Annotated in this window: 15 protein-coding genes and 1 pseudogene; 9 read left to right on the top strand and 7 right to left on the bottom strand. The window is 62.6% G+C overall.

Annotation, left to right across the window (positions count from 1 at the left end; genetic code table 11):
* Nucleotides 1-76 precede the first annotated feature (76 nt).
* From infB to truB, 3 genes are all read left to right on the top strand, one after another.
* Complete coding sequence (gene infB, locus AC3WOG_RS13320) at nt 77-3,025, top strand: translation initiation factor IF-2 (RefSeq protein ID WP_492578439.1); 2,949 nt, start codon at nt 77-79, stop codon at nt 3,023-3,025.
* 203 nt (nt 3,026-3,228) lie between these two features.
* Nucleotides 3,229-3,594 carry a 30S ribosome-binding factor RbfA gene (rbfA, locus tag AC3WOG_RS13315; RefSeq protein WP_115109196.1) on the top strand — a complete coding sequence of 122 codons (366 nt, stop codon included), beginning with the start codon at nt 3,229-3,231 and terminating at the stop codon, nt 3,592-3,594.
* Nucleotides 3,595-3,661: 67 nt separating this feature from the next.
* Nucleotides 3,662-4,597 carry a tRNA pseudouridine(55) synthase TruB gene (truB, locus tag AC3WOG_RS13310; RefSeq protein ID WP_492578438.1) on the top strand — a complete coding sequence of 312 codons (936 nt, stop codon included), beginning with the start codon at nt 3,662-3,664 and terminating at the stop codon, nt 4,595-4,597.
* Nucleotides 4,598-4,703: 106 nt separating this feature from the next.
* On the opposite strand, the pseudogene AC3WOG_RS13305 reads toward truB, so the two are convergent.
* The 4 genes and pseudogenes from AC3WOG_RS13305 to AC3WOG_RS13290 all read right to left on the bottom strand — a co-directional run.
* Nucleotides 4,704-6,275 (bottom strand): annotated as a pseudogene (locus tag AC3WOG_RS13305) (DHA2 family efflux MFS transporter permease subunit); the annotation flags it as partial.
* A 22-nt stretch (nt 6,276-6,297) separates the two neighbouring features.
* Nucleotides 6,298-7,518, bottom strand: a complete 1,221-nt coding sequence (locus tag AC3WOG_RS13300) for an EmrA/EmrK family multidrug efflux transporter periplasmic adaptor subunit (RefSeq protein WP_492578437.1) — start codon at nt 7,516-7,518, stop codon at nt 6,298-6,300.
* Nucleotides 7,519-7,594: 76 nt separating this feature from the next.
* Entirely contained in the window at nt 7,595-9,103 is a 1,509-nt protein-coding gene (locus AC3WOG_RS13295; protein ID WP_492578436.1) for an efflux transporter outer membrane subunit, read from the bottom strand.
* A 49-nt stretch (nt 9,104-9,152) separates the two neighbouring features.
* Nucleotides 9,153-9,668 (bottom strand): MarR family winged helix-turn-helix transcriptional regulator, encoded by a 516-nt coding sequence (locus AC3WOG_RS13290; protein WP_492578435.1) that lies wholly within the window; start codon nt 9,666-9,668, stop codon nt 9,153-9,155.
* A gap of 315 nt (nt 9,669-9,983) precedes the next feature.
* On the opposite strand from AC3WOG_RS13290, the gene typA reads away from it, so the two are divergent.
* From typA to AC3WOG_RS13260, 6 genes are all read left to right on the top strand, one after another.
* Nucleotides 9,984-11,810 (top strand): translational GTPase TypA, encoded by a 1,827-nt coding sequence (gene typA / locus AC3WOG_RS13285; protein WP_492578434.1) that lies wholly within the window; start codon nt 9,984-9,986, stop codon nt 11,808-11,810.
* A 371-nt stretch (nt 11,811-12,181) separates the two neighbouring features.
* A complete protein-coding gene (locus tag AC3WOG_RS13280; protein WP_492578433.1) occupies nt 12,182-15,043 on the top strand; it encodes a 2-oxoglutarate dehydrogenase E1 component in 2,862 nt (953 codons plus the stop codon).
* A 133-nt stretch (nt 15,044-15,176) separates the two neighbouring features.
* On the top strand, nt 15,177-16,457 hold the full coding sequence (odhB, locus tag AC3WOG_RS13275; RefSeq protein ID WP_492578432.1) for a 2-oxoglutarate dehydrogenase complex dihydrolipoyllysine-residue succinyltransferase: 1,281 nt from the start codon (nt 15,177-15,179) through the stop codon (nt 16,455-16,457).
* Nucleotides 16,458-16,581: 124 nt separating this feature from the next.
* Entirely contained in the window at nt 16,582-18,012 is a 1,431-nt protein-coding gene (lpdA, locus tag AC3WOG_RS13270; protein ID WP_492578430.1) for a dihydrolipoyl dehydrogenase, read from the top strand.
* A gap of 91 nt (nt 18,013-18,103) precedes the next feature.
* Complete coding sequence (gene zapE / locus AC3WOG_RS13265; RefSeq protein ID WP_492578429.1) at nt 18,104-19,201, top strand: cell division protein ZapE; 1,098 nt, start codon at nt 18,104-18,106, stop codon at nt 19,199-19,201.
* Nucleotides 19,202-19,363: 162 nt separating this feature from the next.
* Nucleotides 19,364-19,813, top strand: coding sequence for a transposase (locus AC3WOG_RS13260; protein ID WP_492578428.1), 450 nt, complete (start codon nt 19,364-19,366; stop codon nt 19,811-19,813).
* A 146-nt stretch (nt 19,814-19,959) separates the two neighbouring features.
* On the opposite strand, the gene AC3WOG_RS13255 is transcribed toward AC3WOG_RS13260, so the two are convergent.
* The 3 genes from AC3WOG_RS13255 to AC3WOG_RS13245 all read right to left on the bottom strand — a co-directional run bounded on the left by AC3WOG_RS13255 (nt 19,960) and on the right by AC3WOG_RS13245 (nt 24,000).
* Nucleotides 19,960-20,445, bottom strand: a complete 486-nt coding sequence (locus AC3WOG_RS13255) for a DUF2147 domain-containing protein (RefSeq protein ID WP_492578427.1) — start codon at nt 20,443-20,445, stop codon at nt 19,960-19,962.
* 223 nt (nt 20,446-20,668) lie between these two features.
* The gene (locus AC3WOG_RS13250) at nt 20,669-22,378 is read right to left on the bottom strand and encodes a ShlB/FhaC/HecB family hemolysin secretion/activation protein (protein WP_492578425.1); all 1,710 of its coding nucleotides are present in this window, start codon (nt 22,376-22,378) and stop codon (nt 20,669-20,671) included.
* A 251-nt stretch (nt 22,379-22,629) separates the two neighbouring features.
* Entirely contained in the window at nt 22,630-24,000 is a 1,371-nt protein-coding gene (locus AC3WOG_RS13245; RefSeq protein ID WP_492578424.1) for a collagen-like triple helix repeat-containing protein, read from the bottom strand.
* Nucleotides 24,001-24,040 lie beyond the last annotated feature (40 nt).

The following is a 24,040-nucleotide window of genomic DNA, read 5'->3' as shown; positions in this document are numbered from 1 at the left end:
TAAATTGAACGCGGCCGTCAGGCCGCATGACCCGATGCTAACCGCAAGGAATCGGTCCTTGCATTAAGAGGAATGAATGGCGAGTAACAACGTAGCCCAATTTGCCGCGGAACTGAAAATGCCTGCAGGCGTGCTGCTCGAGCAGCTGCAGGCGGCGGGCGTCACAAAAGCGAGCGAAGACGACAGCTTGTCCGAAACGGACAAGGCGCGTCTGCTCGACCACTTGCGCAAGTCTCACGGCTCGACTGATGCGGACAAGCGCAAGATCACGCTGACGAAACGGCATACGTCGGAGATCAAGCAATCCGACGCGACGGGCAAAGCTCGCACCATTCAGGTCGAGGTGCGCAAGAAGCGCACTTTCGTCCGCCGCGACGAATCCGCCGCTGAAGGCGCGGAAGCATCGATTCATGTGGCCGAGGCCGACGTAGACGACCTCGAACTCCAGCGTCGTGAAGAGGAAGCCCGTCACGAAGCCGAGCTGCTCGAAAAGCAGGCTCAGGAGCTGAAGGCGCGTCAGGAACAACTCGAACGCGAAGAAGCCGAACGTCAGGCGCGCGAGCAGGCTGCCGAAGCCGAGCGTCGCCGTGCGGAAGAAGAAGCGGCGAAGAAGCGCGCTGCTGCGGCGGCCGAAGCGGCTGCTCGCGAGAAGGCTCAAGCGGTGCAAGCTACTGCACAGCCGGCCGCCGCGAAGGCTGAGCCGGTCGCTGCCAGGGCCGCGGAGCCGGTGGCGGAGCAGGACGACGAGCGCGCTGCGGCAGAGCGCGCCGCTCAACGCGAAGCGGCGAAGAAAGCGGAAGACGCAGCGCGTCAGGCGGCTGAAAAGACGCGCGCCGAGCAGGAAGAGATCAGCAAGCGCCGTGCGGCGGCAGAAGCCGAAGCGCGCGCGATTCGCGAAATGATGAACACGCCGCGCAAGGCGCAGGTCAAGGCGCCGGAACCGGCACCGAAGCCCGCTGAGCCGGCCAAGGCCGTGGAAGCCAAGGGCACGCTGCACAAGCCGGCGCGTCCGGCAGGCGAAGCACCGGCGCGTCCGGCAGCCAAGAAGCCGGCTACTGCGGCTCCGGCTGCTACGACCACGCCGCCGGCTGGCGACAAGAAGAAGCCGGGCGCCGGCAAGGGCGGCTGGCAGGACGACGCAGCGAAGCGCCGCGGCATCAAGACGCGCGGCGATACGAGTGGCGGTGTCGATCGTGGCTGGCGCGGTGGCCCGAAGGGTCGCGGCAAGCATCAGGATCAGAACACCACGTTCCAGGCGCCGACTGAACCGATCGTGCGCGAAGTGCACGTGCCGGAAACCATCACGGTCGCCGATCTGGCGCACAAGATGGCGGTGAAGGCCTCGGAAGTCATCAAGTCGATGATGAAGCTCGGCCAGATGGTCACGATCAACCAGATGCTGGACCAGGAAACGGCGATGATCATCGTCGAGGAACTGGGCCACCACGCGGTTGCGGCCAAGCTGGACGATCCGGAAGCGATGCTGGTCGAAGGCGAAATCTCCGACGCAGAAGCACTGCCGCGTCCGCCGGTCGTGACCGTGATGGGTCACGTCGACCACGGCAAGACCTCGTTGCTCGACTACATTCGCCGCGCCAAGGTCGCAGCGGGTGAAGCGGGCGGGATTACGCAGCACATCGGCGCGTATCACGTCGAAACGCCGCGCGGCGTCATCACGTTCCTCGATACGCCGGGCCACGAAGCGTTCACGGCCATGCGTGCTCGCGGTGCGAAAGCGACCGACATCGTGATTCTGGTGGTCGCAGCCGACGACGGCGTGATGCCGCAAACGAAGGAAGCGATTGCCCATGCGAAGGCAGGTGGCGTGCCGCTCGTCGTCGCGATCAACAAGATCGACAAGCCGGATGCGAATCCGGAGCGCGTGAAGCAGGAACTGGTCGCGGAAGGCGTCGTGCCGGAAGAATACGGTGGCGATTCGCCGTTCGTGTCGGTGTCGGCAAAGACCGGCGCGGGCATCGACGACCTGCTCGAAAACGTGCTGCTGCAAGCCGAAGTGCTGGAACTCAAGGCACCGGTCGAAGCGCCGGCCAAGGGCCTCGTCATTGAAGCGAAGCTCGACAAGGGTAAGGGTCCGGTTGCAACGATCCTGGTCCAGTCGGGTACGCTCAACCGTGGTGACGTGGTGCTGGCGGGTAGCGCGTACGGCCGTGTGCGAGCCATGCTCGACGAAACCGGCAAGCCGACCAAGTCGGCGGGTCCGTCGATCCCGGTCGAAATCCAGGGCCTGTCGGAAGTGCCGCAGGCAGGCGAAGAAATGATCGTCATGCCGGACGACCGCAAGGCGCGTGAAGTCGCGCTGTTCCGTCAAGGCAAGTTCCGCGACGTCAAGCTTGCCAAGCAACAGGCCGCGAAGCTTGAGAACATGCTGGAACAGATGGGCGAAGGCGAAGTGCAGTACATGCCGCTCATCGTCAAGGCCGACGTGCAGGGTTCGCAGGAAGCTTTGGTGCAGTCGCTGCTCAAGCTGTCGACCGACGAAGTGCGCGTGCAGATCGTGCACGGCGCCGTGGGTGGCATCAGCGAGTCCGACGTCAACCTGGCTACGGCTTCGAAGGCGGTCATCATCGGCTTCAACACCCGTGCGGACGCGCAGGCTCGCAAGCTGGCGGAATCCAACGGCGTCGATATTCGCTACTACAACATCATCTATGACGCAGTAGATGAGGTGAAGGCGGCAATGTCGGGCATGCTGGCACCGGAGAAGCGCGAGATCGTGACGGGTACGGTCGAAGTGCGTCAGGTCTTCAAGGTACCGAAGATCGGCGCGGTGGCCGGCTGTATGGTCACGGACGGTTTCGTCAAGCGTTCGTCGTCGGTACGCGTGCTGCGCAACAACGTCGTCATCTTCACGGGCGAGCTCGATTCGCTCAAGCGCTTCAAGGACGACGTGAAGGAAGTCCGTCAGGGCTTCGAGTGCGGTATGTCGATCAAGAACTTCAACGATATCGTCGAAGGCGATCAGTTCGAAGTCTTCGAGGTCACCGAAGTCGCGCGTACGCTGTAATTCACGCGGCACGGCTCAACGGGCGGAGCGGGCTTTAACGCCCGCTCCGCCCGTTGTTTTTGAGCCTGCGCGTTTGGCGCGTAAGGCGCCCGCGGTGGCGGTTGCCGTGGCTGTTTTAGCCGCTTCATTGCCGCCCGGAGAACACAAGCCGCGGCCCGCGCGACCACCCTTTGTCATCCGCTAGAACGGATCACCAATTCACCATGCCTAAAAAACGTACTTCTCCCAATCGCAACGTGCAGATCGCCGATCAGATCCAGCGCGACCTGTCCGAGCTGCTGCGCGAGGTCAAGGATCCGCGCATCGGCATCGTCACGATTCAAAGCGTCGAACTGACGCCGGACTATGCGCACGCGAAGGTCTATTTCACGACACTGACGGGTGACCCGCAACAGACGCTGGAAGCACTTCAGCACGCTGCCGGCCATCTGCACAATCAGCTGTTCAAGCGCCTGCATATCCATACCGTGCCGACGCTGCATTTCCATTACGACAAGACCATCGAACGTGCGGTCGAAATGTCGCGTCTGATCGACGAGGCGAACGCCAATCGCGCGAAAGAAGACTGATCGCACACTGTTTCGCGACGTTTTCCGCGCTGCTCACCGTTCACCTTGACTCCGTCTTCTTTCTGACATGACCGTACCTCAACGCCCCCGCGTGCCGCGTCGCGCGCTCGACGGCGTGCTGCTGCTCGACAAGCCGATCGGCCTGTCGAGCAACGACGCGCTGATTCGCGCGAAGCGTCTCTATCTGGCGAAAAAGGCAGGCCATACCGGTACGCTCGATCCGCTGGCAACCGGTCTGCTGCCGCTGTGTTTCGGCGAAGCCACCAAGTTTTCGCAGGATCTGCTCGAAGCCGACAAGACCTACGAGGCGACCATGCGCCTCGGTATCCGCACGACCACCGGCGACGCCGAAGGCGAAACGATCGACACGCGCGATGTGACGTGCGATCAGGCGGCCGTCCTTGCCGCTTTGGAGAAGTTTCTCGGCGACATCGTCCAGGTCCCGCCGATGTATTCGGCGCTCAAGCGCGACGGCAAGCCGCTGTACGAATATGCGCGCGCCGGCCAGGTGGTCGAGCGGGAAGGGCGTCAGGTGACGATCCACGCGCTCGAGTTGCTCGCCTGCGCGCTGCCGGACGTGACGTTTCGCGTGACGTGCAGCAAGGGGACGTATGTGCGAACGCTGGCCGAGGATATCGGCGAAGCGCTCGGTTGCGGCGCGCATCTGGTAGCGTTACGGCGCACCGGCGTCGGCGCGCTGACGCTCGAGCATGCGGTGACGCTCGACGCGTTGTCCGATGCGACGGAAAGCGAGCGAGATGTCTGGTTGCAACCGGTCGATGCGTTGCTGTCCACGTTCCCGTCCGTGCATCTGGATGAAGACGCGACGCGCCGGTTCCTGCATGGTCAGCGGTTGAAGCTCTCCGAGTTGAGCATTACCGGCGATGCGCTCAACGCGCCGCGAGTTCGCGTGTACGCTGCTGAAGGCCGCTTGCTCGGCGTCGCGAAACAAGGCGAGGGCGTGCTGGCACCGGAGCGGCTGGTGGTCACCGCCGCGAGCTAGACTACAAGCAAACGTGCGCAACAACGAAAAAGGCGGGATCGCTATCGAGCGGTCCCGCCTTTTTTCATCCAGCTTGCGTCTTGGATTGAAGCTAAAAACTAAAAACTCAATGCGCCGCCGCGGCCGCCGCGCCCGCGTCACCGCCCGCGCGTTCCGGCTTGGTGATCCAGATCAGTGCGATCAGCGCGACGAAGATGCCGGCGGAAACAAAGAACAGATCATTCACGCCCAACTGCGCGGCCTGCTGCGTAGCCATCGTGTTGAAGAGCCCGTACGCCTGCGGTTGGCTGAACCCTGCCGCACCCATCTGCCGGATCGACTGATCGAACACCGGGTTGTATGCGTTTGCCTGTTCCGCCAGTTGCGCGTGATGCATGATGGTCCGGTGATCCCATGCGGTCTGGAAGATCGAGGTGCCGATCCCGCCGCACATGATCCGCACGAAGTTCGACAGGCCAGATGCGGCCGGAATCCGGTTGCCCGGCAAACCCGACAGCGTGATCGACACCAGCGGGATGAAGAATCCGGCCATACCGATGCCTTGAATCAGCGTGGGCAGCAGCAGCGAGTAAGTATCGACGCCGGTCGTATAGCGCGAGCGCATCCAGAAGCACAACGCGAACACGAGGAACGACAAGGTCGCGATATAGCGCGGATCGGTACGCGGCAAGACCTTGCCGGTAATCGGCGAGAGCAGCACCGCGAACAGGCCGACCGGCGCCATCACCAGGCCGGCTTCGGTTGCGGTGTAGCCGATGTCGGTTTGCAGCCACAGCGGCAGCAACACGAGATTGCCGAAATAGAGTCCGTAGCCGATCGAGAGCGCGACCGTGCCGCCGGTGAAATTGCGCCGGCTGAACAAGGACAGATCGACCACCGGGTGCTCGGCCGTCAATTCCCATACGATGAAGAACGCGAGCGAAATCACCGCGACCAGCGCCAGCACGACGATGGTGGTCGACGAAAACCAGTCGAGGTCCTTGCCCTTATCGAGCATCACCTGCAACGAGCCCACCCAGAGGATCAGCAGGCCGAGGCCAACGCCGTCGATCGGCGCCTTTTTGACGACCGAATCGCGGTTGCGGAAGATTGTCCAGGTCGCCACGGCGGCGATCGCACCGACCGGGATATTGACGTAGAAAATCCACGGCCACGAGATGTTGTCCGAGATCCAGCCGCCGAGAATCGGCCCGGCCACCGGCGCAATCAGCGTGGTCATCGCCCACATGGACAAAGCCATCGGCGCCTTGGCGCGCGGATAGCTCGCGAGCAGCAGCGTTTGCGACAGCGGAATCATCGGGCCGGCCACCGCGCCTTGCAGCACGCGCGAGGCGAGCAGGAACGGCAGAGTGGGCGCGAGGCCGCACATCCATGACGAGATCACAAACAGAATGATCGACGCCATGAACAGGCGCACCTGGCCGATCCGGTCGGTGAGCCAGCCGGTCAGCGGCACGGAGATCGCGTTGGCGACCGCGAACGACGTGATCACCCACGTGCCCTGGTCGGACGACACACCGAGATCGCCCGAAATCGACGGGATCGACACGTTCGCAATCGACGTGTCGAGCACGTTCATGAACACGGCGAGCGACACCGCGATGGTGCCGATCACCAGTTGCGCTCCCTCGAGCGGCGGGTGAGGGAGTTGCGCCTGAGCCTGAGCCATTAAAAAAGCCTTATATGAATCGTGGCAAGGCTTACATCAACTTCGCAGCGGGCTTCGCGGCTTGGCTCGACTTCTGCGAGCCGCCGTTCGGACCTGCGTTCTCCGAGATGATGCGAGCGATTTCCGCATCGGCCTCGTCGCCGTACTTCTCGAACACGCTGGTTTGATAGACCGTGTTCGGCGCGTTGCCGAGCTGGCCGCCGTCGTCGTTCTTGATGGTCACGTCGGCTTGCATCGACAGACCGATACGCAGCGGGTGCTTCTCAAGTTCTTGCGGGTCGAGCGCGATTCGCACCGGCAGGCGCTGCACCACCTTGATCCAGTTGCCGGTCGCGTTCTGCGCGGGCAGCAGCGAGAAGGCCGAACCCGTGCCCGCCGAGAAGCCGACCACCTTGCCGTGGAACACCACCGACGAGCCGTACACGTCGGCCGTCAGTTCGACCGGCTGGCCGATGCGCATATGCTTCAGTTGCACTTCCTTGAAGTTCGCGTCCACCCACACGCCGTTCAGCGGCACGATCGCCATCAGCGGATTGCCCGGCGAGACGCGCTGGCCGACCTGCACCGAGCGCTTCGCGACGTAGCCGGTAACAGGCGCCGGCAGGTTGTTACGCGCGTTGTTCAGGTAAGCGTCGCGGACCTTCGCGGCGGAAGCTTGCACGTTCGGGTGATTCGCGATCGTGGTGTTGGCGGTCAGCGCGCGGTTCGACGCGAGCTGTTGCTCGGCGGCGTCGAGTGCGGCCTGCGCGCTTTTCACGGCGTCGCGAGCATGCGAGATTTCTTCCTGCGACACAGCGCCGGTTTGCGCGACCGTCATACGGCGCTTCAGGTCGTCCTGAGCGCGCGACAGATCGGCCTGGCGTACGGCGACTTGCGCCTGGTACTGGTTGTCGTCGGCGAACAGGCCGCGCACCTGGCGCACCGTTTGCGCGAGATTCGCTTCGGCTTGTTCCAGCGCGACGCGTGCGTCGGCCGGATCGAGCACGACGAGCGGGTCGCCGGCCCTCACGGTTTGCGTGTCATCCGCGTTCACGGCGACGACCGTGCCGGTGACTTGGGGTGTGATCTGCACGACGTTGCCGTTCACGTACGCATCGTCGGTGTCTTCATGGAAGCGCGCGACGAGGAAGTAGTAAAGACCGTAAGCGATCGCTGCGATCAGGATCACGATGACGAGCAGCGTCATCATGCGCTTGCGTTTGCCGTTGTTCGCCGGTTGTGCGGGGGGCGCGGGCTGCTGGGGGGTGCTCATTGATGTGCTCCGGGTTCTCTCAAGCGTCGTCGTTTATTCGGATGTTCGTGCGTGTGTGTGTCGCGCCGGTCTGGCTTCAGTTTGCGGCGGCGGTCGCGGCCGTCGCCGAGGCCGGGGCATCGGTCGGCACCACGAGGCCGGTCTGCGTCGCGTCGAAACCGCCGCCGAGCGCCTTGATGAGGCCGATCTGCATATCGCGGCGGCGCATCTTCAGGCTCGTTACCGTCTGTTCGGCGGCAAGGCGGTTCTGGTCGGCGGTCAGCACCTGCAACTGCGGCGACAAGCCGGCCTTATAGCGAATCACGGCCAGCTCGTACGCTTTGGTCGACGCGTCGAGCGCGCGCTGGGCGTCGCCCGATTGGCGATCGATCGACCGGATCGACGAGACTTGCGTCGCGACGTCGGACAAGGCGCTGATCAGCGTCTGGTTGTAGTTCGCCACATCGAGGTCGAAGTCGGCGTAACGGCCCTTCAACTGCGAGCGCAGCGCGCCGGCGTCGAAGATCGGCAGGTGGATCGCCGGGCCGAATTGCATCTGACGGCTGCCGGATTTGAGAAAACGGCCCCAGCCGAACGCGTCGAAACCGAAGCCGGCCGCGAGGTTGACGTCCGGGAAGAATTCAGCTTTCGCCTCCTTCACATCGTGCATCGCGGCTTCGACCTGCCAGCGCGCGGCGACGATATCGGCGCGACGTGCGACGAGGTCAGCCGGCAGATTGTTCGGCAACGCGACGGTGTCGCCGGTGGTCAGAACCGGCTGGGCGATTTGCAGGCCGCGATCCGGGCCTTTGCCGAGCAGCGCGCCCAACTGATAACGCACCACGGTGATCTGACCGTCCAGGTCAGTCAAATTCGACTGGCTGGTCGCGATGTTGCCGTTCGCGGTCTGCCGCTCGACGTTGGTGTCGAGACCGGCGCTCACGCGGCCGTTGGTGATCCGGCCGATGTCCTGGCGGTTGGCGATTTCACGCTCAGCGATATCGCGGAACGCATACAGCTGCGCAAGCTGGTTGTACGTGCTAGCCACCGACGCGGCCAGCGTCACGCGCGCCTGCTGCATGTCGGCCTCAGCGGCCTTTTCCTGCGATACGGCCTGGCCCAGACGCTGGCGGTTCTTGCCCCACAGGTCTAGATCCCACGAGGCGCTCGCCAGCACGTTGTTTTCGCTATACCAGGCGCCGCCGTACGGAGGCGGGTAGAGCGCGTTGCCCGAGAACAGTTCGCGGGTCCACGAATAGCTGCCGTTGACCTTCGGGTACAGCGCCGAGCGCGAGCTTTCGATGTACGACGAGGCTTTTGCCACGCGTGCCTGCGCCTGCGCGATCGACGGATTGCCTTCCAGCGCTTCCGCGATCAGCTTGGGCAGTTGCGGGTCGCCGAACTGGTTGGCCCAGTCGAGCGACGGCCACTGGCCGCCCTGGCCGGGCAGACTCTGGGTGGACTCGTACTGAGCCGGCGACGAGATCTGCTTGTCGCTCTTCATGCCGAAGTAGTTCGCGCACCCCGTAAGGGCGAGCGCCGTCACCGCAGCGGCGACAGCGGCCCGGCTCGACAGCGCGGGCGCGGACAGGGAAAGGGATTTCATCGCTCGACTCTTTGAGTGGAATGTAATGATGGACACTGCAAGCAATTTCTTACGATTTGCTGTCAAAATTGCTTGCTGCATCACGGGTTAGTCCCGTTTGTTCGCCGGAATTGATGAGCACGCGGCGCAGCATGCTCTTCAGGAAACCCACTTCTTCGGGAGTGAAGCTACCCAGCAGGCTGTCCAGCACGCCGTTGAAAATCGCCGGCATCTTCGCCGCGATCGCATGGCCTTCCGGCGTCAATGCCAACCTGACGACACGCCGGTCTTCGTTGCTGCGCACCCTTGTCAGCAGCCCGCGTTTCTCCAGCCGGTCGACGAGGCGAGTGACGGCGCTTGCATCGATACCGTATTCGCGCGCCAATTCCGCTGCCAGCAGACATTTGCCGCTGGCCACCATGAACAGGATGCTGCCCTGCTGACTGGTGACGCCAAGTTCGGCCATGCTGCGTTGGGTGACCAGGTTGGACATGGTCGATTTCACGCGCGAAATCAGATAGCCGACGCTTTCGCCTAGCTGGTACTCGCTGAGGTCCGGCGTGGGGGTGGGGGACGGCTCCGTCATGATTCTCGTGCGAATGCAATGGTTGACTAGGCAGGATTATAGGGGGCGGTTGATTGACGCGGCAAGCGTTATTACAGCTTAGGCAAGGAACTTTTCCCGCTCAAGACCTAATGCGCGTGGTTTCGCGTAAGAGTTCGCGGGCGCTGGATGGCGCTTCTTCCTACGCACCTCCGCATGGGAAACTGTCGGTCTATCAGGGAATACCAGAGAGCTTCATTTGTGCGTGCTACAATATCGGGTTCCCAAAAGTGCGCTTTGGGCTTGTCGTGGTTTATATAAGCAACCGGCGCACTCTCAACTGTCTCCAGGTTTCCTATGACCCGCGCCCTACGCAACATCGCCATCATTGCCCACGTCGACCACGGCAAGACTACGCTCGTCGACCAGCTCCTTCGCCAGACCGCCACGTTCCGTGAGAATCAGGCGGTGGTCGAGCGGGTGATGGACTCGAACGACATCGAAAAAGAACGTGGCATCACGATTCTTTCGAAGAACTGCGCGGTCGAGTACGAAGGCACGCACATCAACATCGTCGACACCCCGGGCCACGCCGACTTCGGCGGCGAAGTGGAGCGCGTGCTGTCGATGGTCGACTCGGTGCTGTTGCTGGTCGACGCGGTCGAAGGCCCGATGCCGCAAACCCGCTTCGTGACCAAGAAGGCGCTGGCGCTCGGCCTGAAGCCGATCGTCGTCATCAACAAGGTCGACCGGCCGGGCGCGCGGATCGACTGGGTGATCAACCAGACCTTCGATCTGTTCGACAAGCTGGGCGCGTCGGACGAGCAACTCGACTTCCCGATCGTCTACGCGTCGGGCCTGAACGGCTACGCCGGTTTGACGCCGGACGTGCGCGAAGGCGACATGCGTCCGCTGTTCGACGCCGTGCTGCAACACGTGCCGGTCCGCCCGGCCGATCCGGAAGCACCGCTGCAATTGCAGATCACGTCGCTGGATTACTCGTCGTATGTCGGTCGCATCGGCGTGGGCCGCATCACGCGTGGCCGTATCAAGCCGGGCATGGCAGTGGCCGTGCGTTCGGGCCCGGACGGCGCGATCCTGAACCGCAAGATCAATCAGGTGCTGTCGTTCAAGGGGCTGGAGCGCGTGCAGGTGGAGTCGGCTGAGGCAGGCGACATCGTGCTGATCAACGGTATCGAAGAAATCGGTATCGGCGTGACCATCTGCTCGCCGGAACAGCCGGAAGCGCTGCCGATGATTACCGTCGACGAGCCGACGCTGACGATGAACTTCCTCGTCAATTCGTCGCCGCTGGCCGGCCGCGAAGGCAAGTTCGTCACGAGCCGTCAGATTCGCGATCGCCTGATGAAGGAACTGAACCACAACGTCGCGCTGCGCGTGAAGGAAACCGGCGACGAAACCACGTTCGAAGTGGCGGGCCGCGGTGAACTGCATCTGACCATTCTTGTGGAAAACATGCGTCGTGAAGGCTACGAGCTGGCCGTGTCGCGTCCGCGCGTGGTGATGCAGGAAATCGACGGCGTGAAGCACGAGCCGTACGAAAACCTGACCGTCGACATGGAAGACGGCCACCAGGGCGGCGTGATGGAAGAGTTGGGCCGCCGTAAGGGCGAAATGCTCGACATGGCGTCGGACGGCCGTGGTCGTACGCGTCTCGAGTATCGTATTTCGGCACGTGGCCTGATCGGCTTCCAGTCGGAATTCCTGACGCTCACGCGCGGTACGGGCCTGATGAGCCACACGTTCGACTCGTATCAGCCGGTCAAGGAAGGTGCGGTCGGCGAGCGTCGTAACGGCGTGCTGATTTCGCAGGACGACGGCGCAGCGGTTGCATACGCGCTGTGGAAGCTGCAGGATCGCGGCCGTATGTTCGTGTCGCCGGGTGAGCCGCTGTACGAAGGCATGATCATCGGCATTCACAGCCGCGACAACGACCTGGTCGTGAACCCGATCAAGGGCAAGCAGCTGACCAACGTGCGCTCGTCGGGTACGGACGAAGCGGTGCGCCTCGTGCCGCCGATCCAGATGTCGCTGGAATACGCGGTCGAATTCATCGACGACGACGAGCTGGTCGAAGTCACGCCGCAATCGATCCGTCTGCGCAAGCGTTACCTGAAGGAACACGAGCGTCGCAGCGCCAGCCGTAAGGGCGCAGTGGACTAAATAGGTATCGCGCCGCGATTTCGCGGCCGATGTCAGGCAAAAGCCACCTTCGGGTGGCTTTTGCCGTTTTTGGGCTCCCGCATAACTGATGCGCCGTTAGCCGCGGGTTCTATTCCCATTTGTCCCCCGTTTTTCGCAGAAGACTGTTGCAAGGACTGGAAACTAGCCAGAAAGCCCGTCGCGGCGGGGCTCGAGCGGCAATCCGTCTGCTATCTGGACTATCCGTTATGTGATATGCTCCCCGGGTGCAAAGTTTTAGGTCCTTCCAAGCAAGACTTGATTCGCGCAATCCGCTAAACGGTCAGGCCGTGTCGCGGAAGGTTCTGTAACCCGCTATTTCTCGAGAAACTCGAAGAAAGGTGAGCGTAAAAATGATGAAGCAATTCCAGTCGAACTCTTATCTGTTCGGCGGCAATGCTCCGTACGTAGAAGAAATGTACGAAGCGTATCTCGATAATCCGGCGTCAGTGCCCGAGAACTGGCGCAGCTATTTCGATGCGTTGCAGAACGTCCCTGCATCGGATGGCAGCAATGCCAACGACGTGGCCCATGGCCCGATCGTCGAATCGTTTGCTCAACGGGCCAAGGCTAACGCCTTCATCCCGCGCACGGCTACCGGCGGCGAAGATCTCGCTACCGCACGCAAGCAAGTCTATGTGCAGTCCCTCATCGGCGCATATCGCTTCCTCGGCACGCAATGGGCCAATCTCGATCCTCTGAAGCGCCGCGAACGTCCCGCTATCCCCGAACTTGAACCCGCGTTCTACGACTTCACCGAAGCCGATATGGACCAGGAGTTCAGCGCGACGAATCTGTACTTCGGGTTCGAGCGTGCGTCGCTGCGCGAGATCGTCAAGGCATTGCGCGACACGTATTGCGGCACGATCGGCATCGAGTACATGTACCTGAGCGATCCGGAACAGAAGCGCTGGTGGAAAGAGAGGCTCGAGTCGATCCGTTCGACGCCGAATTTCTCCAATGACAAGAAAAAGCACATCCTGAATCGCCTGACGGCCGCTGAAGGCCTCGAGCGCTTCCTGCACACCAAGTACGTTGGCCAGAAACGCTTCTCGCTCGAAGGCGGCGAAAGCTTCATCGCGTCGATGGACGAAGTCGTGCGTCATGGCGGCGCTAACGGCGTCCAGGAAATCGTCATCGGCATGGCCCACCGTGGCCGTCTGAACGTGCTGGTCAATACGCTCGGCAAGATGCCGGCGGACCTGTTTGCCGAATTCGAAGGCAAGCACGTCGATGACCTGCCGGCTGGCGACGTGAAATACCACAAGGGTTTCTCGTCGGACGTCTCGACCGATGGCGGCCCGGTTCACCTGTCGCTCGCGTTCAACCCGTCGCACCTCGAAATCGTCAACCCGGTGGTCGAAGGCTCAGCCAAGGCCCGTATGGACCGTCGCGGCGACGACAGCGGCCTGCAAGTGCTGCCGGTGCAGATCCACGGCGACGCGGCCTTCGCAGGCCAGGGCGTCGTGATGGAAACGCTGAACCTCGCGCAAACGCGCGGTTACGGCACGCACGGCACGCTGCACATCGTCATCAACAACCAGATCGGCTTCACGACGTCGGATCCGCGCGACTCGCGCTCCACGTTGTACTGCTCGGACGTCGTCAAGATGATCGAAGCGCCGGTGCTGCACGTGAACGGTGACGATCCTGAAGCGGTTGTGCTGGCTACGCAGCTGGCCATCGACTTCCGGATGCAGTTCCATAAGGACGTCGTCGTCGACATCGTCTGCTTCCGTAAGCTGGGTCACAACGAGCAGGACACGCCGGCGGTCACGCAGCCGCTGATGTACAAGACGATTGCGAAGCATCCGGGCACGCGCGCGCTGTACGCTGAAAAGCTGGTGCAACAAGGCGTGATCACGGCTGCTGACGGAGACGAATACGTCAAGGCCTACCGCAAGGCGATGGACGAAGGCCATCACACGATCGATCCGGTGCTCTCGAACTACAAGAGCAAATATGCGGTCGACTGGGTCCCGTTCCTGAACCGCAAGTGGACCGACGCAGCCGACACGGCAGTGCCGCTGGCTGAGTTGAAGCGGCTCGCTGAGCGCGTCACCACGATCCCGGAAAACTTCAAGGTTCACCCGCTGGTCGAGCGCGTCATCAACGACCGTCGCGCGATGGGCCGTGGTGAAGCGAAGCTCGACTGGGGCATGGGCGAACACCTGGCATTCGCGTCGCTGGTCGCATCGGGCTACGCGGTGCGTCTGACCGGTCAGGACTCGGGCCGCGGCACGTTCACGCACCGTCACGCGGTGCTGCACGATCAGAACCGCGAACGCTGGAACGACGGCACGTATGTGCCGCTGCAGAATATCGCCGAAGGTCAGGCGAAGTTCACGGTGATCGACTCGGTGCTGTCGGAAGAAGCGGTGCTGGGCTTCGAATACGGATATTCGACTGCTGAACCGAATACGTTCGTCGCGTGGGAAGCGCAGTTCGGCGACTTCGTGAACGGCGCGCAAGTCGTGATCGACCAGTTCATCTCGTCGGGCGAAGTGAAGTGGGGCCGCGTCTCGGGCCTGACGATGCTGCTGCCGCACGGCTACGAAGGTCAAGGTCCGGAGCATTCGTCGGCACGTATCGAACGGTTCCTGCAACTGTGCGCGGACCACAACATGCAGGTCGTTCAACCGACCACGCCGGCGCAGATTTTCCATCTGTTGCGCCGTCAGATGATCCGCCTGTTCCGCAAGCCGCTGATCGTCGCTACGCCGAAATCGCTGCTGCGTCACAAGGAAGCCGTATCGGATCTGTCGGAACTGGCGAAGGGCGCGTTCCAGCCGATTCTCGGCGAAGTGGACGAGGCCATCGACGCGAAGAAGGTCAAGCGCGTGCTGGCCTGCTCGGGCCGCGTGTACTACGACCTCGTCGCGCATCGCCGCGAAGCGAAGGCGAACGACGTCGCGGTCATCCGTATCGAACAGCTCTATCCGTTCGCGCATAAGCAGTTCGAAGCGGAAATGAAGAAGTACGACAACGCGACCGAAGTGGTCTGGGTGCAGGACGAGCCGCAGAATCAGGGTCCGTGGTTCTACATCGAGCACCACCTGAAGGAAGGCATGAAGGACGGGCAGAAGCTGGCATACAGCGGCCGTCCGGCTTCGGCCTCGCCGGCAGTCGGCTACTACGCGAAGCACTACGAGCAGCAGAAGGCGCTGGTTGAAGGCGCTTTCGGCCGCCTCAAGAGCGCGTCGATCGCTAAATAAACACAACAGACGAACCGGGAAAGCGCCACGCGCTTTCCCGTGCCGCGTCTGAAGGTTCATTCGCGGCAGTTATGGTTCGCAGGCGGTCGTCGTTCACCGCGCCGTCACCCGATACGTATTCAGGATATTCATAATGGCTATTGTTGAAGTCAAGGTTCCCCAGCTCTCCGAGTCGGTCTCGGAAGCCACCATGCTGCAGTGGAAAAAGAAGCCCGGCGAGGCTGTCGCACAAGACGAAATTCTCATCGAAATCGAGACCGACAAGGTCGTGCTCGAAGTGCCGGCTCCGTCGGCGGGCGTGCTCGCGCAAGTCATCGCGAACGACGGCGACACCGTCACCGCCGATCAGGTGATCGCCAAGATCGACACCGAAGGTACCGCTGGCGCCGCTGCTGTCGAAGCAGAAGTGAAGCCGGCTCCGGTTGCCGCTCCGACACCGGCCGCAGCACCTGCTGCTCAAGCCGCATCCGCAACGGGTGCGAACACCGCTGCTTCGCCGGCTGCCGGCAAGCTGATGGCTGAAAAGAATCTGTCCGCAGGCGACGTCGCCGGCACGGGCCGCGACGGCCGCATCACGAAGGGCGACGTGCTGACCGCGCAAGCCGCACCGGCACCGGCCGCCAGGGCTGCCGCACCGGCTGCCGCACCGAAGGCTGCGAAGCCCTCGCTGCCGGACGTCAAGGCGCCGGCATCGGCCGAGCAATGGCTGAAGGACCGTCCGGAACAACGCGTGCCGATGTCGCGTCTGCGTGCGCGTATCGCCGAGCGTCTGCTCGAGTCGCAACAAACCAACGCCATCCTCACGACGTTCAACGAAGTGAACATGGCGCCGGTGATGGACCTGCGCAACAAATACAAAGACAAGTTCGAGAAGGAACATGGCGTGAAGCTCGGCTTCATGTCGTTCTTCGTGAAGGCGGCTGTTCACGCGCTGAAGAAATTCCCGCTCGTGAACGCGTCGATCGACGGTAACGACATCGTCTATCACGGCTACTTCGATATCGGTATCGCGGTCGGGTCGCCGCGCGGTCTGGTGGTGCCGATCCTGCGCAATGCAGATCAGCTGAGCCTCGCCGAAATCGAGAAGAAGATTGCCGAATTCGGCCAGAAGGCCAAGGACGGCAAGCTGTCGATCGAAGAAATGACCGGCGGTACGTTCTCGATCTCGAACGGCGGCGTGTTCGGCTCGATGCTGTCGACGCCGATCATCAACCCGCCGCAATCCGCCATTCTGGGCGTGCACGCCACCAAGGAACGCGCTGTGGTCGAAAACGGCCAGATCGTGATCCGTCCGATGAACTATCTGGCGCTGTCGTACGACCACCGGATCATCGACGGTCGCGAAGCGGTGCTGTCGCTGGTCGCGATGAAGGACGCGCTGGAAGACCCGGCTCGCCTGCTGCTCGACCTGTAATCGCCGGCTTGTAATCACCACAGTCGTCGCGATATAAGCAACACGCCTCCAGCATTCCGCAGTACTGGAACGACGCGCGCCACGAAGCGTGGCCGCGCGCCGTTCTGCCATCAAAAGGATTGTCATGTCCAAAGAATTTGACGTTGTCGTGATCGGCGCAGGCCCCGGCGGCTATGTCGCCGCAATCCGCGCTGCCCAGCTCGGCAAGTCGGTTGCATGTATCGAAAAATGGAAGAACCCGGCCGGCGCGCTGAAGCTCGGCGGCACGTGTCTGAACGTCGGTTGCATTCCGTCGAAGGCGCTGCTCGCGTCGTCGGAAGAATTTGAAAACGCGCAGCACCACCTCGCCGATCACGGTATCAACGTGTCGGACGTGAATCTCGACATCACGAAGATGCTGTCCCGCAAGGAAGGCATCGTCGAGAAGATGACCAAGGGCATCGAGTTCCTGTTCCGCAAGAACAAGATCACGTGGCTCAAGGGTCATGGCAAGTTCACCGGCAAGACGGACGCCGGTGTGCAGATCGAAGTGAGCGGCGAAGGCGAAACCGAAATCGTCACGGCGAAGAACGTGATCATCGCGACGGGCTCGAAGGCGCGTCACCTGCCGAACGTGCCGGTCGACAACAAGATCGTGTCCGACAACGAAGGCGCACTGAGCTTCGACACCGTGCCGAAGAAGCTCGCCGTGATCGGCGCAGGTGTGATCGGCCTGGAACTCGGCTCGGTGTGGCGCCGTCTGGGCTCGGAAGTGACCGTGCTCGAAGCGCTGCCGGAATTCCTCGGCGCAGCGGATCAGGCGCTGGCTAAGGAAGCCGCCAAGCAGTTCAAGAAGCAAGGTCTGGACATCCACGTCGGCGTGAAGGTCGGCGAAGTGACGACGACCGACAAGAGCGTCACGCTGAACTACACGGACAAGGACGGCAACGCGCAAACGCTCGAAGCCGACCGTCTGATCGTGTCGATCGGCCGCGTGCCGAACACCGACAACCTCGGCCTCGAAGCGATCGGCCTGAAGGCCAACGAGCGCGGCTTCATCGACGTCGACGACCACTGCGCGACGGCCGCGCCGAACGTGTACGCGATCGGCGACGTGGTGCGTGGCCCGATGCTCGCGCACAAGGCTGAAGACGAAGGCGTGCTGGTTGCCGAAATCATCGACGGTCAGAAGCCGCATATCGACTACAACTGCATTCCGTGGGTGATCTACACCGAACCGGAAATCGCGTGGGTCGGCAAGACGGAGCAGCAACTGAAGGACGAAGGCCGCGAAGTCAAGACGGGCCAGTTCCCGTTCATGGCGAACGGCCGCGCGCTGGGGATCAACAAGGCGGATGGTTTCGTCAAGATGATCGCCGACGCGAAGACCGACGAACTGCTCGGCGTGCACATCATCTCGGCGAACGCATCGGACCTGATCGCGGAAGCCGTGGTGGCGATGGAATTCAAGGCAGCGTCGGAAGACATCGGCCGCATTTGCCATCCGCACCCGTCGTTGTCTGAAGTCATGCGCGAAGCGGCTCTCGCCGTCGACAAGCGCGCGCTGAACATGTAACCAGCGCACGCCTGACTGATCGCAGCACTCCAGCATCACCACGAAGGCGGGCGGGTTCACTCCCTCCCGCCTTTCTTTTTGCAGCAACACAATGAACGTCACCGAATACTACGAAAAAGAACTGCAGACGCGGGGTTATCAATCGGACCCGGCGCAACGCGCGGCGGTCGACCGTCTGCAGCGGTGCTATGAAGAGTGGGTCGAATACAAATCGCGCCGCTCGAACGCGTTCAAGAAACTGATCATCCACCCGGATCTGCCTCGCGGCGTGTACATGTGGGGCGGCGTAGGGCGGGGCAAGAGCTTCCTGATGGACAGCTTCTACATGATCGTGCCGGTGCAGCGCAAAACGCGGCTGCACTTCCACGAGTTCATGCGCGAAGTGCATCGCGAACTGGAAGAACTGAAAGGCCAGGCCGATCCGCTCGACGAACTCGCGCGCCGTATCGCGAAGCGCTACCGGCTGATCTGTTTCGACGAATTCCACGTGTCGGATATCGCCGACGCGATGATCCTGTATCGCCTGCTCGACAAGATGTTCGAGAACGGCGTGCAGTTCGTGATGACGTCCAACTACGATCCGGACACGCTGTATCCGGACGGCCTGCATCGCGACCGCATGCTGCCGGCAATCGAACTGATCAAGGCAAAGCTCGACGTGATCAACGTCGATGCCGGCATCGACTACCGGCAGCGCACGCTGGCCCAGGTCGAGGTGTATCACACGCCGCTCGGCGCGGCGGCGGACAAGGCCTTGCGCGACGCGTATTCGCGCCTTGCCGCGGTCCCCGACGAAAGCCCGCTGCTGCACATCGAAAAGCGGGAGCTGAAGGCGTTGCGCCGCGCTGACGGTGTCGTGTGGTTCGATTTCGCGACCCTGTGCGGCGGTCCGCGCTCGCAGAACGACTACCTGGAACTGGCGAGCCGGTTTCACGCGGTGATTCTGTCCGGCGTACCGCAGATGTCGGTGCGCATGGCTTCGGAAGCGCGCCGCTTCACGTGGCTGATCGACGTCTTCTACGACCACAAGGTCAAGCTGCTGATGTCCGCGGCGGTGCCGCCCGAGCAACTGTACGTCGGCGGCCCGATGGCCAACGAGTTCACGCGCACGGTGTCGCGCATCGTCGAAATGCAGTCGAAGGAATATCTCGACGCGCCGCGGCGCATCGTCGATACGTCGCTGACCTGAGGGCTCGCGTCATCCTCGCGGTGGCGGTTTTGCGATAGATCACGGTCCGCTCGCCAAATGGGCGGTGTCCGAAGACGTATTTTCAAGATTCGGATTGGTCTTATATTCCGCCCACGGGCGACTGGATATCTTCTTTGTCGTGGTTCTGACAAAGGAGAAACCATGAATCCGTACCGTGATATCAATGACGAAGAATGGCAACGCGTTGCACTGTTGCTTCCTGAACTGTGTCCGCGCTCCGAACTGCGCGGCCGTCCACTTGCCAATACGCGCTCAGTGCTCAACGGCGTGCTGTGGGTGATGTATAGCGGCGCGACCTGGTCGGCCATGCCGCGCAAATACCCGTCGTATCAAACCTGCCATCGCCGCTTCAAGGCATGGTACGAATCCGGCGTGCTCAAGCGCGTGATGGATCAGCTGTTCGGCGCCGCAAGCGAAGAACTGTGCAGCAGGATGGAAGCACGTATGCGTACGCACGTGAGCACCGAGGAGAAGAGCGTGCAGGCAGATGCGGCTCCGGTTGTGGCACCCGCGGTGTACAACCCTGCGTCCGCCAAGCCGGTACCGGCTTCGCCGTTCGCGTTTACGTCGCCCTTCAAGCACGCTGCATGACGACGTGAACGAATCAGATCAAGCAAAAAAACGGCCGCGCGATGGTGATCGTCGGCCGGTCCTTCTGATGCGGTCCTGACAGCAGTAACGGCATGCTGCCGACCTACCCCAGCACCTCAGGCATTCATACCTGAACTACGCGCGGATTATTGCTGACGAACCCATGTCTGCGAGCGGCCAAGCAGCGATACGCCGATATAGCCGCGCACCACCAGCTTGTTCCCACCGTCTTCCAGGTGCATCTTGCACTTGTAGACCTTGCCGTTTTCCGGGTCGAGAATCTGCCCGTGAACCCAGCCGTCGCCGTCCTTTTTCATATCGTTGATGATCGTCATGCCGAGAATCAATTGATCCTTGCGCGCGTCGGTACATTCCGTGCAGCGGCGATCCGGTTGGTCGTTCGCGGCCAATCCCTTGATCACCTTACCGTTAAGCGAGCCTGTGCTGTCCTGGGTGATCTGAACGAGCGCCTTGGGCTGGCCGGTATGATCGTCGATGGTTTGCCAGGTGCCGACCGCGCTGTCGGCCTGCGCCATCGCGGTGACGGCGCTGGCGAGCAGCACGCCGGCAACGGCGGCATGTTTGGCTGTGCGGAGCACGATTGCGCGAGCGCGTTGAGTGAATTGCGTCATGTCTTCCTCCTTGATAAAAATCCGCACGATCATGGTCGCGCGGCGTTATTGGCATCTCGGGCCCTGCTGGGCCCTGTTGGGCGATAAGCCGCCGTGATGCCTCGTGTTGCCTCTCAGGTCCTGCTTCAGCTGCATCGGTCGAACACCGTCAGCGCAGAATACGTGAAAGTGCGCGTGCCGTTTGATAGTGGAACCTCTAATCAGAACGCGGCGCTTTCCGTCGTCAGTTCAGTTGATACGAGAACGTCGCGTTGATGCGCGGGCTGCGCGACGCGCTTTCCACGGGCGCGTCGCCGACCGGTTTCGCGACCGACAAATCCAGGCTGTAGTACTTCGCATCCGAGATCCGGAAGCCGAACGCAATCGACGACAGCCTCGACGGCGAAGGCGTGCCCGCATGCAGATATACCCGCGCCATGTCGAACGATAGGTACGGGGTGAAAGTGCGCAGGTACGTGAAGCCGGGCGTGAACGCGCGGTTGACTTCGAACATCGCGCCCCAGCCCGAATCCCCCGACGCTTCGCCCGGTTGATAGCCCTGCGCAAAGCGCTGCGCGCCGAACGAGATCTGTTCCGAGGTGGGCAGCGATACGCCGCTGTACTGACCGGTCAGCGAGACGGCGGTGCCGATCTTCAGCGGCCACTCGTTGGTCTGCGAGAAAGTTGCGCCGGTCCGCACGAAGTTGATCGACGCCGGATTGGTGACGGGCCCGCCGGGAACGTTCGAGTCGCCGGATTTCGACGCACCCAGGATATCGAATGCCTTCGCCACATTGAAACTCGCGCGGCGCACCTGGGTCGGCTGCACGCTGGTGTAGTCGGCCTGCAATTGCAGCACGCGAATTTGCGAACGCAAGCCGATCTGCGCGCCGGTGTTATGGTTGTTGTAGCGATCTTCGTCGTGCGATGCGTAGACCGTGGCCGTGCCGATCACGCTTTGCGTGTTGCTCAACAGAATCGGATAGGCGAACGAGCCGCTGACCTTGTCGTTGATGACCGTGCGTTCGATGTAAGAGGGCAGGCCGGGATTGTCGACCGGATTGCCGCGATAGTGCGACGCGTCGATCTTCGCGATCAGCCCGTTGCTGCCGATCGGCACCGCGCCGTGCGCGGCGAGATAGGTCACGTTGTCCCGACCCTTCGGCAGCAACGCGGACACGCTCAATTGTTCGCCGAGCGCGGTCAGGCCGTTCTCGGTCGCGGTCAGCAGGCCTTGCACGCCGGGATGGTTGAAGTCGATGCCGGTGCTGACGTCGAACGGCTTACGATCCACGTTCAGTTCGAGCGTGGTGGCGCCGTCGGTGTTTTGCGGCGGCGGCACGTTGGCCGCGACCTTCACGCCGGGCAGCAGGCCCAGCACATTGATGTAACGCTCGAAGGTGGCGCGCCGCAATGGCCGGTCGGCAGTGATGTGGTCGGCGATCGCGCGGATCTTGTCTTCGACCGCTCCCGCCTTGCCCGTTATCTTGACAGCGGATACGTAACCTTCGACCACCGTCACGCGCACGACGCCGTCTTCGAAAGTTTGCGCCGGGATGAACGCGAACGAGAGCGCGTAGCCTCGGTCCTGATACAGCTTGGTGACGCCGTTAGCCACCTGGATCAGATCGCCGATGGTGGTGTCTTTGCCGACGAGAGGCGTGAAGCGTTGCGCGACTTCATCGAACGGAATGGACTTCACGCCTTCGACCTGCACGCGCGAAGGCGTTATATGACGGGCGAGCAGTTCCTGAAGCTGCGGCGCTTGCGGCGCGACCTGCAGGGTGACGTTCGGCCCTTTATCGGGCGCCTTGATTTGTGGCAGTGAATCCATTGGATTGCCGCCGACTGCGGAACCACCCGGGCGCGACTGCGCTTGCGCCTCCATCTGTAATGCGCTTGCCGCAATGGCTGCGAGCACGAAGGTCCATTTGCTGCCGTACCCGAGTTTCATCGGATTTTCCTCGTATGCCGTTCTTGTCGTGCGAGCGTGCCGCCTGGCCGGGCTGGTCGCGATCGCTTATGGATGGCGCGATGCATACTGCCTTGCTTGCATGGATTACGTCACGTGCTCCGTTGGGCTTGAGCATCGGCTGCGAAACCGCGGAGCACGTGGTGAAGCGGACTGCGTATGCGCGCTGCGTAATGAGACCGGTGATGCGGGAACGGCTTATGCGCGCAACGTAGACAAACGACTTATGCGGACTACTTATGGCTCACCGGCAGTAAGCCGCCGAGCAGCGTCGTGACGCCGTTCGTCGAGCCACTTGAACCGCTTGAGCTGCTCGTCGAACCTGCAGCCGAGCTGAGCGTGCCGGTCAACTGGCCGACTAGCGCGGTCACGGGCGCGAGTAACTGGCCGCCCGCGCCGCTGCCGGACGTACTGCTGGTGACGCCGGAAAGCGCACCCGTCAGCGACGACAACGGACTCGTCGAGCTACCCGTCGTGCCTCCCAACGCTGAGGTCAGCGAACTCAACGGCGTGCCGTTCAGCGCCGACGTCAAGCCCGACAGCGGGGTTGCGCCAAGCAGCGTCGACAGCGAGCCGAGCGGATTGTTGCCGAGCCCGAGACTCGCCAGTGTGCTTTGCATCGGGCCGAGCGGGCTGCTGTTGGCAGGCGGCCCATTGGCGACATTCACTGTCGTGCTGCCGACGAGACTCGTAATCAGGCCGGGAATCGGCATCGCGCCGTTCGGTCCGTTCGGATTGACGAGACCGCCCGCGTTCGTCACGGTGTTGCCGAGCGAACCGACCAGCGTGCCGAGGTCGGCGCCGACCGGGTTCTGCGTCGCAGCGCCGACTTGCGAGCCAGCCGAACTCAACGCGCCGCCGACTTGTGCAAGCACGCCGCCGAGCGGCGCGCCGAGGCCGGTCTGCGTGCCGACGGCTTGCGTCACGAGTCCGGCGGTCGTCACGATCGGCGTGATCGCGGTGCTGATCGGTTGGGTGACCTGTTGCACGGGCGCGGAGCCCAGCACGTTGCCAAGCGTCGCGCCGCCGGCGTTCAAGGCACCCGCGGTGGTCGATAGCGCGCCCGCAAGCGGCGTGGTGAGCGGCGACAGCGGCGCGAGATTGCCGGTGCCCAAACCGCCTACGGCGGTGCTCAGACCTTGCACGACGCCGCTCGTCGAGCTGACCACCGAGCCGAGTCCGGCGACCGTGGAGCCGACCGGGTTGGAGGTGGAGCCGATCTGGCCGACGCCGCTGCTTACCGCGTCGGCCAGCGAGTTCAGCGTGCCGCCGGTGCTCGACACTGCGTTGCCGAGACCTTGCGTGACTTGCGGACTGAGGCCTGGGATGGTCTGCGCGGCGATCGTACTGCCGAGGTCGTTGGTGGTCTGCGCGGCGACGCTGCCGAGGCCGCTGGTGCCCGACGTCGTGGTCGTGGGCGGGGCGCCGCTGGTCGAACCCCCGCCGCCGGCGCTACTGCTGCCGGATGCGCTCGGTGGCGCGGTGACGCCGTCGCCGCCACACGCGGCGAGCAACCCGGCGACCGCAACGGCGATCAACGGCGCGCGCAACGACGATACCGTCGCGCATGCTGCATGGAGAATAAAAAAACGTTGGGTGGACATGTGTGCTCCTCAGTGTCTTCTCGGTGTCGTGTGCGGTTGT

This window comes from Paraburkholderia sp. FW306-02-B, from assembly GCF_058782725.1.
This window is presented reverse-complemented; position numbering and strand designations above follow the sequence as displayed.